Source organism: Streptomyces sp. WAC00040 (assembly GCF_056835925.1).
On sequence record NZ_JAKQZE010000001.1, the window covers coordinates 3,520,913 to 3,535,414 of the forward strand.

Genomic DNA, 14,502 nt, shown 5'->3' on the forward strand with positions numbered 1-14,502 from the left:
CCTGATGGCCGGTCCGGTCGCGTTCTTCGGGCTCTTCTTCGCCTACCCCGTCGCGGCGATCATCGGCCGCGGCCTACACGCCGAGGGAGCCTGGCAGTTCGGCCGGTTCGGCGAGGTGCTCGGCCGGCCGGACATCCGCGACGTGCTGTGGTTCACCACCTGGCAGGCGCTGGCGTCCACGGCACTGACCCTGCTGATCGCGCTGCCCGGCGCGTATGTGTTCGCGCGGCTCGACTTTCCCGGGAAGCGTCTGCTGCGCGCGGTGGTCACCGTGCCGTTCGTGCTGCCGACCGTCGTCGTCGGTACGGCGTTCCTCGCCCTGCTGGGGCGCGGCGGACTCCTCGACGAACTGTGGGGGATCCGGCTGGACACCACGGTGTGGGCGATCCTCCTCGCGCATGTCTTCTTCAACTACGCCGTCGTCGTCCGCACCGTCGGCGGTCTGTGGTCGCAGCTCGACCCCCGCCAGGAGGAGGCCGCCCGGGTGCTGGGCGCGGCGCGCCTCGCCGCCTGGCGACGGGTGACACTGCCCGCGCTGGTGCCCTCGCTCGCCGCGGCCGCCCTCATGGTCTTCCTCTTCACCTTCACCTCCTTCGGTGTCGTGCAGATCCTCGGCGGTCCCGCCTTCTCCACCCTCGAGGTGGAGATCTACCGGCAGACCGCCGAGTTCCTGGACCTGCCGACGGCGGCCGTGCTGACGCTGGTGCAGTTCCTCGCGGTCGGCGCGGTCCTGGCCGTGCACGCCTGGACGGTGCGGCGGCGGGAGAGCACGCTGCGGCTCGTCGATCCGGCGCGCACCGCGCGACGGCCGCGCGGCACTGTTCAGTGGCTGCTGCTCGGCGGCGTCCTGACCACGGTCGTGGTGCTGCTCCTGGTGCCGCTCGCGGTGCTGGTCGAGCGTTCCTTCGACACCCCGGCCGGCTACGGATTCGGCTACTACCGGGAACTCGGCACCGTGGACCCGTCCGGCGGCGCGTTCCTCGTGCCGCCGATCGAAGCCGTCTGGAACTCCCTGCGCTACGCCCTGGCCGCGACCGCCATCTCGGTAGCCGTCGGCGGTCTTGCCGCGGCCGCCCTCACCCGTCGGGCGGGCAGGCTCGTCCGGGGCTTCGACGCACTGCTCATGCTGCCGCTCGGCGTCTCCGCCGTGACCGTCGGCTTCGGCTTCCTCATCACCCTCGACGAACCGCCGCTGGACCTGCGGGCCTCGTGGATCCTGGTGCCCCTCGCCCAGGCGCTGGTCGGCGTGCCCTTCGTCGTCCGCACGATGCTGCCCGTGCTGCGCGCCGTGGACGAACGCCTGCGGGAGGCGGCCGCGGTTCTCGGCGCGTCCCCGCTGCGGGCCTGGCGGGAGGTCGATCTGCCCCTGGTGCGCAGGGCGCTGGCGGTGGCTGCCGGTTTCGCGTTCGCCGTCTCCCTCGGCGAGTTCGGCGCGACCGTCTTCATCGCCCGGCCCGACAACCCGACGCTGCCGGTGGCGGTCGCGCGGCTGCTCGGACGGCCCGGGGAGCTCAACTACGGGCAGGCGATGGCACTGAGCACCATCCTGATGGTGGTGTGCGCAGCGGCGCTGCTGCTGCTCGAACGCATCCGTACCGAGTCCACCACCGAGGAGTTGTGATGGCGCTGCTGGAACTGGCGGGCGTGACCGTACGGTTCGGGCCGCGCACCGCCCTGGACTCGGTGGACCTCCAGGTCGCCGAGCACGAGATCGTGTGCCTGCTCGGACCGAGCGGCAGCGGCAAGTCGACGCTGCTGCGCGTGGTCGCCGGGCTCCAGGAGCCCGACGCGGGGCGGGTGTTGCTCGGCGGGGCCGACCAGGCGCGCGTACCGGTGCACCGGCGTGGGGTGGGGCTCATGTTCCAGGACCACCAGCTGTTCCCGCAGCGGGACGTCGGCGGCAATGTCGCCTTCGGGCTGCGGATGCACGGCGCAGACCGTGCGGAACAGGGCCGCAGGACGGACGAGTTGCTGCGGCTGGTGGGGCTGCCGGGTGCGCGGAAGAGGTCCGTCGCGGCCCTGTCCGGCGGCGAGCAGCAGAGAGTCGCCCTCGCCAGGGCGCTGGCGCCGGAGCCGAGACTGCTGATGCTCGACGAGCCGCTCGGCCAACTGGACCGTGGTCTGCGGGAGCGGCTCGTCGTCGAACTGCGCGACCTGTTCGGGCGGCTGGGCACGACGGTGCTCGCGGTAACCCACGACCAGGGCGAGGCCTTGGCGCTGGCCGACCGGGTCGTCGTCATGCGGGACGGCCGGATCGCGCAGGCGGGGACCCCGCTGGAGGTCTGGCAGCGGCCCGCGTCAGCGTTCGTGGCCCGCTTCCTCGGTTTCGACAACGTCGTGGCGGCGAGGGTCGAGGGCACGGCCGCGAACACCGAGTGGGGAAAGGTGCCGGTGCCGGACGGGTCACCCCAGGGGGCGCGGACGGTGCTCGTACGGCCCGACGGGGTGCGGCTCACCGACCCGTCGGAGGGCCTGCGGTGCACGGTCGAGTCGCGCACCTTCCGCGGGAGCCACGTGGCCGTGCGGCTGCGCGCCGAGGAGGGGCCCCCGCTGGAGGCGGAGTGTTCCCTCGGGCGGGCCCCTGCCGTGGGCACCGCGGTGGGTGTCGTGTTCACCGCCGACGAGGTGGTGGTGCTCGGACCGGACGCCCCTCAGTGAGCGTCCGCCAGCAGCCGCCGCAGGGCGTCCGGTGCCTCCTCGACCGAGTCGACAAGGGCGATCCGCGCCTCCATCGACCGGCCGCGCGCGAGTGAGCGCAGCAGCGGCCACGCCGGCAGGTGATCCGTCCAGTGGTGCCGGTCGACGAGCACCATGGGGGTCGGTCCGCCGCGCGACTCGTAGTAGTTCGGCGTGGCGTTGTCGAAGATCTCCTGGAGTGTTCCGGCGGCGCCCGGCAGGAAGATGACACCCGCGTCGGACCTGGCCAGCAGGCCGTCCTCACGGGTGGCGTTGGCGAAGTACTTGGCGATGTGCCCGGCGAAGGCGTTCGGCGGCTCGTGGCCGTAGAACCAGGTCGGGATGCCGATGGAGTCGCCGCCGCTCGGCCAGCGGTGACGGACCTCGAAGGCGGCCCGCGCCCAGTCGGAGACGGACGGCATGAACGACGGGGCCTTGGCGAGCAGCAGCAGCGCGTCGTCCAGCATCCCGTCCCGGTACGGTGCCGCGTACGCGCCCAGGTTGGCTGCCTCCATCGCGCCCGGCCCGCCGCCGGTGGCGACGGTGAACCCGGCACGGGCCAGCTCGCGGCCCAGCCGTGCGGCACCGGCGTACGCGTCGGTCCCGCGGCCCATCGCATGGCCGCCCATCACGCCCACCACCCGCTCGCCGGCGAGGTGTTCGCCCAGGGCGTCGGAGATCGAGTCGTCGTGGACGGCGCGGAGCATGGACGCGAAGACGTCCCCGTCGGCCTTCGTCCGCCGGAACCACGTGTAGGCCAGGGCGTCGGGCGTCGACTCGTACCCGCCGTCGTCAAGGCCCTCGAACAGGTCGTCGGGGGAGTAGAGCCGGCCGCTGTACGGGTCGAAGGGCAGATCGGGCACGGGCGGGAAGACGAGGGCGCCGTCCGCGCGGACCTTGGCGGCGGCCTCGGGCTCCATGGGGCAGCCGAGGAACACGGCGGAGGCCGTTTCGGCGCGCAGGAGGTCGGCGGTCCGCCCGGTGAGATCCACGGACTGGACGCGGTGCCCGGCGAGCGAGCCGCGGGCGACGGCGTCGTCGAATTCTTCGAGGGACTCGATCTCGCGTTCGTGCGGGGTGGCCGTCATGCGCCCACGATAGGCGGGCCTGGCGTCGCTCCCCCAACCCGCCCGGCGCCGTCCGGCCGCCCCCGGCCGGACGCGCAGAGAGGGTCGCCGCCGGCTCGACGGCGCAGGACGGCGCACCTCGGCGCCCCGCTGTAACCCGCCCCGCGGTAACGGTTCAGCGGGTCAGCGGGGTGGCCGCCAAGGCCCCGACGGTCAGGGTCAGCGGGACGAAGACCACGAACAGGACTCCCGCCCGCAGGGCCGCCGCCTGCCGCAGCACCGTCGCCGGCGCGCCCAGCCGGACCAGGTCCGCGGTCGCCGCCGTGCGGGACTGGCGGGACTCCAGCACCGCCGTCAGCAGCGCCGCCGTCGTGCACACGACGACCAGGGTCGTGCCCAGTGCCGTCATCGGGCCCCATGGGCGCGGGGCGGAGCCGTACGCGGCGACGGCCGCCATCGCTCCGGAGGCCACCGCGCAGAACACGCCGAGGGGGCGGCCGACGCGTCGTGACTCCGCCATGAGGATGCGGCCGGCCAGCAGCCGGATCGTGCTCGGCCGGGCCGACTGGAGCAGACGGCCGCACAAGTGGGTGAGGGCAGGTCCCGCGAGCCACAGCCCTGCCGCCGTGAGGCCCCAGCCCGCCATCACGCCGGGCGGCCGGGTGTCGGCCTCCGCTCCGCTCACGTATGTCTCGACGGCCAGGCCCACCGCGATCAGCGCGACGCCCCAGGGCAGCCCGGCCGGGGCGCCGGGCGGCTCCTCGGCGTCGGGTACCGCCGGGCGCGGCCGGAGGGCGACGGCGGCCGCCGCGGTGGAGGCGAGCGGCACGAGCGACAGCAGGGTGAGCGCGGCCGGCAGCGGCAGCGGCGTTCCTGCGGAGAGCAGTTCGGCCGCGGCCCCGTCGAACGGCAGCCCCGTCAGGTCGCCCCGCAGGTGCAGGAAGAACAGCAGCGCGAGGACGCTGCCGAGCGTGCAGGAGAGGGCGGTGGAGGACGCGGCGAGCACGGCGAGGCGTACGGGCCCGAGTCCGACCGCGGAGAGGGCGGAGCGCGGCCGGGTGCCCGGGTCCGTGCGGGCCACGGCCACCGCGAGGTACACCGTGGCGGCGAGCGGCAGCGCGCACCACAGCAGGCGCTCCACGGAGGACCGGTCGTCGGGATGCGACAGCGCGTGCGTCAGTGTGCACAGCAGCAGGAAGCCGACACCCGCCGATGCCGCCGCCACCGTGAGCCGGCGCAGCAGTACCAGTGGATGCGACCCGCGCGTCAGACGGAGAGCGAGCACGCGGCCCGCCCTTCCGCGTCGGCGGTCGCCCGGGATCCCACCCGCCGCCCGTCGGCGAGCGTGATCGTACGGTCGGCGACCGCGGCGACGTCCGCGTCGTGGGTGGCGAGCACCATGGTGATCCGGTGCGAGCGGACGGCGGCCGTCAGTGTGCGCAGCACCTGGGCGCGGTCCTGGCTGTGCAGCGAGGCGGTCGGCTCGTCCGCGAAGAGAACGGACGGGGTGGTGACCAGGGACCGTGCGACGGCGACGCGCTGCTGCTCGGCCCGCAGCAGCGCGTAGGGGCGCTTGCGCGCGCAGGCGCCGATGTCCAGGCGTTCCATCCACTCCATCGCCGTGGTCCGCGCCGCCCGGCGGGAGACGCCGGCGAGCAGCAGCGGCAGGGCGGTGTTCTCCCAGGCGTTGAGCTCCGGTACGAGCGTGGGCTCGGGGTCGATCCAGCCGAAGCGGTCGCGCCGCAGCCGCTCACGCACCAGGGCGGGCATGGTGTGCACGGGGGAGCTGTTGAACCACACCTCGCCCTGCTGCGCGACGAGTTGCCCGGACAGGCACCGCAGCAGTGTGGTCTTGCCGCTGCCGCGCGCACCGAGCACGGCGAGGATCTCGCCCTCCCGCACGCCGAGCGACACGCCCACGAGGGCCGGGGAGCCGCGGTGGGCGTGGAGCAGGGAGCGAGCCCAGATCACATCGTTGTCGGGCGGGGCCACCATGACGTACACCTCGGTTCTGATCAGATTTCCGGCCCCCCGTACGGGGGAACGAAGGCAGGGCCGATCGGTCACTGGGCACGCTAAGGAGTCACTGCCTGGCTCCCGGGAAGCACGCGGCCCGGGCACCGTCCATCTCACTCGGATGGAGGTACCCGGGCCGTGTGCGGGAAGGACGGGGTGGGGTCAGAGCTTGGTCCACGCCTCGGCGAGGACGCCGCGCAGGATCTGCTCGATCTCGTCGAACGTCGACTGGTCGGAGATCAGCGGCGGCGCCAGCTGGACGACCGGGTCGCCCCGGTCGTCGGCCCGGCAGTACAGGCCGTTGTCGTACAGCGCCTTGGAGAGGAAGCCGTACAGGACGCGCTCGGTCTCCTCGTCGTTGAAGGACTCCTTGGTGACCTTGTCCTTCACCAGCTCGATGCCGTAGAAGAACCCGTTGCCGCGGACGTCGCCGACGATGGGGAGGTCGTGCAGCTTCCGCAGCGTGGAGAAGAAGTTGCCCTCGTTGTCGAGGACGTGCTGGTTGAGGCCCTCGCGCTCGAAGATGTCGAGGTTGGCGAGACCCACGGCCGCGGACACCGGGTGACCGCCGAAGGTGTAGCCGTGCAGGAAGGTGTTGTCACCCTTGTAGAACGGCTCCGCGACGCGGTCGGAGACTATGCAGGCGCCGATCGGGGAGTAGCCCGAGGTCATGCCCTTGGCGCAGGTGATCATGTCCGGCACGTAGTCGAACTTGTCACAGGCGAACATCGTGCCGAGCCGGCCGAAGGCGCAGATGACCTCGTCGGAGACGAGCAGCACGTCGTACTGGTCGCAGATCTCGCGGACCCGCTGGAAGTACCCGGGCGGCGGCGGGAAGCAGCCGCCCGCGTTCTGCACCGGCTCGAGGAAGACCGCGGCGACGGTCTCCGGGCCCTCGAAGAGGATCTGCTGCTCGATCTGGTCGGCGGCCCAGCGGCCGAAGGCCTCGGGGTCGTCGCCGTGGATCGGGGCGCGGTAGATGTTGGTGTTCGGCACCTTGTGCGCGCCGGGGACCAGCGGCTCGAAGGGGGCCTTGAGCGCGGGCAGGCCGGTGATGGACAGGGCGCCCTGCGGGGTCCCGTGGTAGGCGACCGCGCGGGAGATCACCTTGTACTTGGTGTGCTTGCCCTGCAGCTTGAAGTACTGCTTGGCCAGCTTCCAGGCGGTCTCGACCGCCTCGCCGCCGCCGGTGGTGAAGAAGACCTTGTTGAGGTCGCCCGGCGCGTGGTGCGCGAGGCGTTCCGCGAGCTCGACCGCCTTGGGGTGCGCGTAGGACCAGACGGGGAAGAACGCGAGCTCCTGGGCCTGCTTGTAGGCGGTCTCGGCGAGCTCGTGCCGGCCGTGGCCCGCGTTGACCACGAACAGGCCGGAGAGGCCGTCGAGGTAGCGCTTGCCCTTGTCGTCGTAGATGTAGGTGCCCTCGCCACGCACGATGGTGGGCACGGGTGCGTGCTCGTACGACGACATGCGGGTGAAGTGCATCCACAAGTGGTCGTAGGCGGTCTTGGAGAGGTCCTTGCTCACGGCTATCGGGTTCCCCACATATAGGTCTGCTTCTTGAGCTTGAGGTAGACGAAGCTCTCGGTGGAGCGCACGCCGGGGAGCGCACGGATCCGCTTGTTGATCACTTCGAGCAGGTGGTCGTCGTCCTCGCAAACGATCTCCACCATGAGGTCGAAGGAGCCCGCGGTCATGACCACGTACTCGCATTCGGCCATGGCCGTCACCGCGTCCGCGACGGGGTCGAGGTCGCCCTCGACCTTGATGCCGACCATCGCCTGGCGCCGTAGGCCCACGGTGAGCGGGTCGGTGACGGCGACGATCTGCATCACGCCCTGGTCGAGCAGCTTCTGGACGCGTTGCCGCACGGCCGCTTCGGAAAGGCCGACGGCCTTGCCGATCGCGGCGTAGGGACGGCGACCGTCCTCCTGGAGCTGTTCGATGATCGCGAGGGAGACCGCGTCGATCGTCGGGGTCGACGAACCACCTGCGGTCCCGTTCCTGGAGTCTGCGCTACGACTGGCCACAACCTCACTCTGCACCGCGACTCGTCTGTCTGGCAAGCCCTGAGCGATGAAATTCGTTGTCGTGGGGGCAAAACTTCACTGAATCCGAAGTTGGCGGGTGGCGGGCCTGTTGAAACCGTCCGCTGAGAGATTAGGGTGGGGTGTCTCACCCATCGGACACGACAGGAGGGGTGGCAACAGTGACCACCGAGCTGCGTCGACTGCGCAACTACATCAACGGGGAGTTCAAGGACGCCGCCGACGGCCGGACGATCGACATCGTCAACCCCGTTACGGGCGAGGTGTACGCCACGTCGCCTCTCTCCGGCCAGGCCGACGTCGACGCCGCCATGGACGCAGCCGCGGCCGCTTTCCCCGCCTGGCGCGACACCACGCCCGCGGAGCGCCAGAAGGTGCTGCTGAAGATCGCCGACGCGTTCGAGGAGCGGGCCGAGGACCTGATCGCGGCCGAGTCGGAGAACACCGGCAAGCCCCTCGGGCTGACCCGCACCGAAGAGATCCCGCCGATGGTGGACCAGATCCGCTTCTTCGCCGGCGCCGCCCGCATGCTCGAGGGCCGCTCCGCCGGTGAGTACATGGAGGGCATGACCTCCATCGTCCGGCGCGAGCCGGTGGGCGTCTGCGCGCAGGTCGCCCCGTGGAACTACCCGATGATGATGGCCGTATGGAAGTTCGCGCCGGCTCTCGCGGCGGGCAACACCGTCGTGCTGAAGCCGTCCGACACCACGCCGGCCTCGACCGTGCTGATGGCCGAGATCATCGGTGCGATCGCGCCCAAGGGTGTCTTCAACGTGGTGTGCGGCGACCGCGACACCGGCCGTGCGATGGTCGAGCACCCGGTCCCCGCGATGGCGTCCATCACCGGTTCCGTGCGGGCCGGCATCCAGGTCGCGGCCTCCGCGGCGAAGGACGTCAAGCGTGTCCACCTCGAGCTCGGCGGCAAGGCGCCGGTCGTGGTCTTCGAGGACACCGACATCGCCAAGGCCGTCGAGGACATCTCGGTGGCGGGCTTCTTCAACGCCGGCCAGGACTGCACGGCGGCCACCCGCGTGCTCGTGCAGGATTCGATCCACGACGAGTTCGTGGCAGCGCTCGCCAAGGCGGCCGCGGAGACGAAGACCGGCGCCCCGGACGACGAGGACGTGCTCTACGGTCCGCTGAACAACGCGAACCAGCTGGACCAGGTCACCGGCTTCATCGACCGCCTCCCGGCGCACGCCAAGGTCGAGTCGGGTGGGCAGCGGGTCGGAGACAAGGGCTACTTCTACGCCCCCACCGTCGTCTCCGGCCTCAAGCAGGACGACGAGATCATCCAGAACGAGGTCTTCGGACCGGTCATCACCGTGCAGTCCTTCTCGGACGAGTCGCAGGCCCTCGAGTGGGCGAACGGCGTGGAGTACGCGCTGGCCTCCTCGGTGTGGACCAAGGACCACGCGCGGGCCATGCGGATGTCCAAGGCGCTGGACTTCGGCTGTGTGTGGATCAACACCCACATCCCGCTCGTCGCGGAGATGCCCCACGGCGGCTTCAAGAAGTCCGGCTACGGCAAGGATCTGTCGGCGTACGGCTTCGACGACTACACGCGCATCAAGCACGTGATGACCTCGCTCGACGGCTGAGTTCCTTCCGAGATCGCTGCGCGCCCGGTGCACTTGTGCACCGGGCGCGCTGCCGTGCGGCGGGTCCCATTGGGCTGCTGACGAATGCGACCGCATCCACGGCGAACGAACCGCGAGGCCGTCCGCAGGCCCCGGCCCCCTCAAAGCCCACGGGGATCCGTGAGAGCGCGGTACCGCGACGGCTCATGGAGCAGACTTGGGATCATGAGCGACGACCGTCTCAACGCGACTGTGACATACGGGTTGTTGGCCGCCTGGGCCCTGCACGACCTGGAGGAGCTGGCCACCGGGCCCCGGTGGATACGGGAGAACCTTCCCGTGCTCCGCAAGCGGTTTCCGCAGGCCCCCGACCGGGTCTGGCGGGCGATGGAGGCGGTGGACGAGCGGGAGTTCACCGCGGCGGTGGGGGTGATGGCCGCGATCGTGGGGGCGGCAGCCGTCGCGGGACACCGCACGGGCGGCAGGTCGGCCTTCTATCAGGGCGCGGTGGACGGGTTCGGGCTGCATGGCCTGGTGCATCTCGCCCAGGCGGCCGCCTTCCGCGGCTACACCCCGGGCTCGGTGACCTCCCCGCTGATCGTGGTGCCGTTCGCGCTGTGGGCCAGGGGGCGGCTCCGGCGCGCCGGTGTGCTGCGGCCGGCCAGGTCGCGGGATGTGGTGGCGGGGCTGGCGATGGCCGCCGGTGCGACCGCGGTGGCCCACGCGGTCGGCCGGAGGATCCGCGGGTCCCGCTAGTTTTGAACACGTTCACTTCTGCCGTAGGGTGCCGGTATGAGCGAGCGAGCAGCCCTCGTGCGGGGGATACGCGTGTGGTTGGCCTTCTTCGTCGTGTGTCTGGTGCTCAGCGGGGCGACGGCGTTTCCCCTGGTGACGGAATTGCGCCTGCTCGAGGATCTACTGGGGTCGTCCGCCTCCCCGCTCCCCGAGCAACTGCCCGCCCTCATGGAGTGGATCGGGCGGGTACGGGAAGGACTCGACGCGACCGAGGCGAAGTACCCGTTCGTGCTCTACGGCACCGACTGGCTCGCCTTCGCCCACCTCGTGATCGCCGTCGCCTTCTACGGGCCCTACCGCGACCCCGTGCGCAACGTCTGGGTCGTCGAGTTCGGCATGATCGCCTGCGCCGGGATCATTCCGCTCGCCCTGATCTGCGGCCCGATCCGGGGCATCCCCTTCTGGTGGTCGGTCATCGACATGTCCTTCGGCGTCTTCGGCGTGATCCCGCTGTACCTCGTCCGCCGCAGGATCAAGCGGCTCGAGGCGCTGACGGCCCCGTCGAGCGCGGCCGGACCGGTGCCGTCAGCACCGTCGCCGCGGTGAGGACCTTCGTCACGGACCCGGCCCGCAACCGTCCTTGGGAGAGGATGGCGTGCGTCTCCCGGGCGATCCGAGCCCGTTCCCGCGAGGCCGACTGCTCCGCCTCGATCCGGTTCGCCCGCTCCGGCTGGAACGCCCGGTCCTCCACCGCCGCGATGTACGCCTTCCTGGTGTCGGCGAGCCGCCCGAAGGCGTAGTCAGCGCCGGCCACGAACAGGGAGAAGTCGGCTCCCGCAGCGACCCGCTGTTCAGCCCCACGGAGGCCGCCACGATCAGCGGCAGTGAGGGCAGCACGCCCAGGCGCTCGGCCTGCGGAGGCAGCGCGTGCCGAACCGCGGCACCGCCGCCGCCTGCGGGGCTCCCCGGTGTGCGCACGGGACGATGTCGTTCGGGACACGGCAGTTGTGGGCCATGTCCGTGCGGATCCGGTCCGTCACCTGCGAGGTCCCTTCGAAGAGCGCGAGTCTTCGAGGACGGCCTTGAGGGCGTCGACCCGATTCGTGGTGATCGAGTCGATGCCACAGTCGATCAGTCGCCGCATCGTACGGCGGGTGTCCGCCGTCCACGCGGAGACGAGCAGACCGTCCCGGTGCACACGGTCCGTCAACTCCCGCCCCACCAGGCCGAAACGGTAGTTGAGCCAGCGCGGCTTCACGGCCTCGAGCAGCGCGGGCCGCGGCGGAGCCAGCGTCGTCCAGGTCATCGCGATCTCCGCGGCGGCGTCGGCCGCGCGGACGGCGAGCATCGTCGCCGGGCCGGCGCAGTAGTAGACGAGATCCGCCGAACCGCAGTCGCGGACGGTGTCCACCACGCGCCGCACCGACTCCGGCGTCGCGCCGGGCAGATCGATCATCAGCCGGTGCGGCCCGAGTCCGGTCAGCGCCTCGCGCAGGGTGGGCACCCCGCCGTGGGTGAGGCCGTCGAGCTCCGCCTTCGTGAGCCCCGCAAGCGGCCGGTCGTGACCCCACAACCGCTTCAGTGTCGCGTCGTGCAGCAGCACCGGGACATCGTCCCTGGTGAGGCGCACGTCGATCTCGACCGCGTCCGCCCCGCGCTCCAGGGCCGAGCGCAGCGAGGGCAGGGTGTTCTCACGGAACCGGTACGGGTCGCCGCGGTGGGCGACCACCGTCACCGCGCCCATGTCAGCGGGAGAGCCACTCGGCGGTGTAGGTGTCGATCTCCGAGACGATCCGGGCCTTGCCGGCCGGATCGAGGAACGACGCCTGCACCGCGTTCTTGGCGAGTCCGGCGACACCGCGTTCGTCCAGGTCCAGCAGCCGGGCGGTGACCGCGTACTCGTGGTTGAGGTCGGTGCCGAACATAGGCGGGTCGTCGCTGTTGACCGTGACCAGGACGCCGGCGGAGACCATCTCCTTGACCGGGTGCTGCTCGAGGTCGGTGACCGCCCGGGTGGCGAGGTTGGACGTGGGGCACACCTCCAGCGGGATCCGGTGCTCGGCGAGGTGCGCCAGCAGCTTCGGGTCCCGCACCGCGCTGGTGCCGTGCCCGATGCGCTCGGCCCGCAGGTCGTTCAGCGCGTCCCAGATCGTCTGCGGCCCGGTCGTCTCGCCGGCGTGCGGCACCGAACGCAGCCCGGCGGCGATCGCGCGGTCGAAGTACGGCTTGAACTGCGGGCGCGGAACGCCGATCTCGGGTCCGCCGAGACCGAAGGAGACAAGGCCCTCCGGCCGCAGGTCGACCGCGAGCCGGGCGGTCTCCGCCGCCGCCTCGAGACCTGCTTCGCCGGGGATGTCGAAGCACCAGCGCAGCACCACCCCGAGCTCCCGCTCCGCCGCGACGCGGGCGTCCTCGATGGCGGCCATGAAGGCCTTCTCGTCGATGCCGCGGCGGGTGGAGCTGAAGGGCGTGATGGTCAGCTCCGCGTAGCGGATGTTCTGCCGCGCCATGTCACGGGCGACCTCGAAGGTGAGCAGCCGAACGTCCTCAGGGGTGCGGATCAGGTCCACGACCGAGAGGTAGACCTCGATGAAGTGCGCGAAGTCGGTGAAGGTGAAGTAGTCGGCGAGTGCCTCGGCATCGGCGGGCACCTTCGAGTCCGGGTGGTTGGCGGCCAGTTCCGCGACGATCCGCGGAGAGGCGGAACCGACATGGTGCACATGCAACTCCGCCTTGGGCAGCCCTGCGATGAAAGGACGCAGATCGGTCATCGGATTCCTCCAGGTGGGACGGGCCGCTCCCGCGTACCGGCGACAGGCCCCGTTCGCCGGGCGGTGGTTGTGCTCCGGGATCATGGTAGGCGGCCCCCGACGCCGGGGACCGAGGCCGTAACATGGCCGGACCACCGATGGGGGAGAACGATGTCCGACAATCAGGCCCAGCCGCCCGGCGGGCCTCAGCCGCACGACCCGTGGGCTCCGCCGGAGAGCAGCAGCGCAGCCGGCAAGGTGCCCCTGGACAAGCCGGCAGCGGCCCCGCCCGGAGTGCACGACCAGCCCACGGTCATCTCGATGCCCGGCTCGGGCCCCGAGGACACCGGGTCCGTCCCGCCGCCGCCCGTCGCACCGGGCGGGCCCGCACCCGCCCAGCCGGCCGCGGGAGCTTACGGCTACCCGGCCGCCCCGAGCCTGCCGCAGCCCCCGGCCGCCGGTTTCGGCGCCCCGGACCCGTACGGCGCGGGGTACCCGGGCTACCCCGGTTACGGCCAGACCGCGGGCTGGCAGCAGCAGCCGGCCAACGGCATGGGAATCACCGCGATGGTGCTCGGCATCCTCTCCGTCTGCCTGTTCTGTCTGTACGGCGTCGTCGCCATCGTCCTCGGCATCCTCGCGCTGATCTTCGGCATCCTGGGCCGCAAGCGCGCCCAGCGGGGCGAGGCCACCAACGGCGGCATGGCGCTGGCGGGCATCATCCTCGGCGCGTGCGGCATCGTCATCGGTGCCGTCGTCATCGCGCTGATCGCCTGGGGCATCACCACGGCGATCAACGAGGAGAACAAGCAGGACGACTACGACTACGACAGCTACTCGAACCACCTGGTCGTCGACGTCACCCGCTAGGTCCTTCCTCCTGGACCGGGCGGGATGCCCCGGTCCGGCCGCTGTCAGCCGAGGCCGCTCCGCAGCTCCTCGCGTGCCTCCATCAGCGCGAACCCCAGCAGATTGAGCCCGCGCCAGCGCGCGGGGTCCTGCGCCCGCTCGTCGTCCGCGGCCAGCCCGATGCCCCAGATGCGGTCCATCGGGCTGGCCTCGACGAGCACCCGGTCCCCCGTGGCCAGCAGGAAGTCGCGCAGCGCCGCGTCCTGCCCGAACTTGTGCACGCTGCCCGAGCGCACGATGTCGAACCGCTCGCGCTCCCATACGGCGTCGTCGAAGCCGCGCACCAGCCGCCCGGCCTTCTTGGCCTCCGCCGGTGACTTCGCGGCCAGCGCCTGCCGCTCCGCCTCCGCGTCGCCGAACAGCCGGGCCTTGGACGCCATCATCCAGTGCTCCGCCGTCGCGTACCGCACGCCGTCGACCTCGAACGGTGACGGCCACCACTGACTCAGGCAACTGCTGCCGACGGTGCCGTCCCTGCGTGGTGTGTGCCCCCAGAAGTGCAGGTACTTCACCCGTCGCCCGGCCGCCGTGCTCTCGATCAGCTCATTGATCGTCCCCATGCACAGGAGTCTGGCAGCCACCACTGACATCCCGTCCTGTGCGGGCCCCGATGACGCGACACATGGTCGACCGATTCCGTCGCGTAATCAAATGGCAACAACGGAATCCCTTGTTGCATGGGTCACCCTCTGTCAGGATCGGCACTCAATTCGAGCTGGGACTA

General features: G+C 71.4%; 15 protein-coding genes. 7 read left to right on the plus strand and 8 right to left on the minus strand.

Annotation, left to right across the window (positions count from 1 at the left end; all coding sequences use genetic code 11):
• The first annotated feature begins 4 nt into the window (after positions 1 to 4).
• On the plus strand, positions 5 to 1,621 hold the full coding sequence (locus tag MDN94_RS16345) for an ABC transporter permease (protein ID WP_482727089.1): 1,617 nt from the start codon (positions 5 to 7) through the stop codon (positions 1,619 to 1,621).
• Positions 1,621 to 2,658, plus strand: a complete 1,038-nt coding sequence (locus MDN94_RS16350; RefSeq protein WP_482726501.1) for an ABC transporter ATP-binding protein — start codon at positions 1,621 to 1,623, stop codon at positions 2,656 to 2,658. The genes MDN94_RS16345 and MDN94_RS16350 overlap by 1 nt, the downstream gene beginning before the upstream one ends.
• On the opposite strand, the gene MDN94_RS16355 is transcribed toward MDN94_RS16350, so the two are convergent.
• From MDN94_RS16355 to MDN94_RS16375, 5 genes are all read right to left on the minus strand, one after another.
• The gene (locus MDN94_RS16355; protein ID WP_482726502.1) at positions 2,652 to 3,764 is read right to left on the minus strand and encodes an LOG family protein; all 1,113 of its coding nucleotides are present in this window, start codon (positions 3,762 to 3,764) and stop codon (positions 2,652 to 2,654) included. The genes MDN94_RS16350 and MDN94_RS16355 overlap by 7 nt on opposite strands.
• Before the next feature lie 154 nt (positions 3,765 to 3,918).
• Positions 3,919 to 5,028, minus strand: coding sequence for a hypothetical protein (locus MDN94_RS16360; protein WP_482726503.1), 1,110 nt, complete (start codon positions 5,026 to 5,028; stop codon positions 3,919 to 3,921).
• Positions 5,010 to 5,738: an ABC transporter ATP-binding protein gene (locus tag MDN94_RS16365; RefSeq protein ID WP_482726504.1), complete on the minus strand. Its 729-nt coding sequence runs from the start codon at positions 5,736 to 5,738 to the stop codon at positions 5,010 to 5,012. Before MDN94_RS16365 ends, MDN94_RS16360 begins: the two co-directional genes overlap by 19 nt.
• A gap of 183 nt (positions 5,739 to 5,921) precedes the next feature.
• Positions 5,922 to 7,301 carry an aspartate aminotransferase family protein gene (locus MDN94_RS16370; RefSeq protein ID WP_482726505.1) on the minus strand — a complete coding sequence of 460 codons (1,380 nt, stop codon included), beginning with the start codon at positions 7,299 to 7,301 and terminating at the stop codon, positions 5,922 to 5,924.
• Entirely contained in the window at positions 7,286 to 7,801 is a 516-nt protein-coding gene (locus MDN94_RS16375) for an Lrp/AsnC family transcriptional regulator (protein WP_307708535.1), read from the minus strand. Before MDN94_RS16375 ends, MDN94_RS16370 begins: the two co-directional genes overlap by 16 nt.
• Positions 7,802 to 7,965: 164 nt before the next feature.
• Between MDN94_RS16375 and MDN94_RS16380 the strand changes: the two genes are divergently transcribed.
• The 4 genes from MDN94_RS16380 (at position 7,966) to MDN94_RS16395 (ending at position 10,919) form a co-directional block, all read left to right on the plus strand.
• Positions 7,966 to 9,405, plus strand: a complete 1,440-nt coding sequence (locus MDN94_RS16380; RefSeq protein ID WP_482727090.1) for a gamma-aminobutyraldehyde dehydrogenase — start codon at positions 7,966 to 7,968, stop codon at positions 9,403 to 9,405.
• Between the two features lie 204 nt (positions 9,406 to 9,609).
• Positions 9,610 to 10,140, plus strand: a complete 531-nt coding sequence (locus MDN94_RS16385; protein WP_482726506.1) for an HXXEE domain-containing protein — start codon at positions 9,610 to 9,612, stop codon at positions 10,138 to 10,140.
• Positions 10,141 to 10,176: 36 nt separating this feature from the next.
• Positions 10,177 to 10,725, plus strand: coding sequence for a hypothetical protein (locus MDN94_RS16390; protein ID WP_482726507.1), 549 nt, complete (start codon positions 10,177 to 10,179; stop codon positions 10,723 to 10,725).
• Positions 10,722 to 10,919: a hypothetical protein gene (locus tag MDN94_RS16395; protein ID WP_482726508.1), complete on the plus strand. Its 198-nt coding sequence runs from the start codon at positions 10,722 to 10,724 to the stop codon at positions 10,917 to 10,919. The genes MDN94_RS16390 and MDN94_RS16395 overlap by 4 nt, the downstream gene beginning before the upstream one ends.
• A gap of 236 nt (positions 10,920 to 11,155) precedes the next feature.
• Here MDN94_RS16395 and MDN94_RS16400 read toward each other — a convergent pair whose 3' ends face one another.
• Both MDN94_RS16400 and MDN94_RS16405 read right to left on the minus strand, forming a co-directional pair.
• On the minus strand, positions 11,156 to 11,863 hold the full coding sequence (locus MDN94_RS16400) for a glycerophosphodiester phosphodiesterase (RefSeq protein WP_482726509.1): 708 nt from the start codon (positions 11,861 to 11,863) through the stop codon (positions 11,156 to 11,158).
• 1 nt (position 11,864) lies between these two features.
• Entirely contained in the window at positions 11,865 to 12,890 is a 1,026-nt protein-coding gene (locus MDN94_RS16405) for an adenosine deaminase (RefSeq protein WP_482726510.1), read from the minus strand.
• Positions 12,891 to 13,040: 150 nt separating this feature from the next.
• Here MDN94_RS16405 and MDN94_RS16410 point away from each other — a divergent pair, with 150 nt between their 5' ends.
• A complete protein-coding gene (locus MDN94_RS16410; protein ID WP_482726511.1) occupies positions 13,041 to 13,739 on the plus strand; it encodes a DUF4190 domain-containing protein in 699 nt (232 codons plus the stop codon).
• Between the two features lie 44 nt (positions 13,740 to 13,783).
• On the opposite strand, the gene MDN94_RS16415 is transcribed toward MDN94_RS16410, so the two are convergent.
• Entirely contained in the window at positions 13,784 to 14,338 is a 555-nt protein-coding gene (locus MDN94_RS16415; protein ID WP_482726512.1) for an NADAR family protein, read from the minus strand.
• Between the last annotated feature and the right edge of the window lie 164 nt (positions 14,339 to 14,502).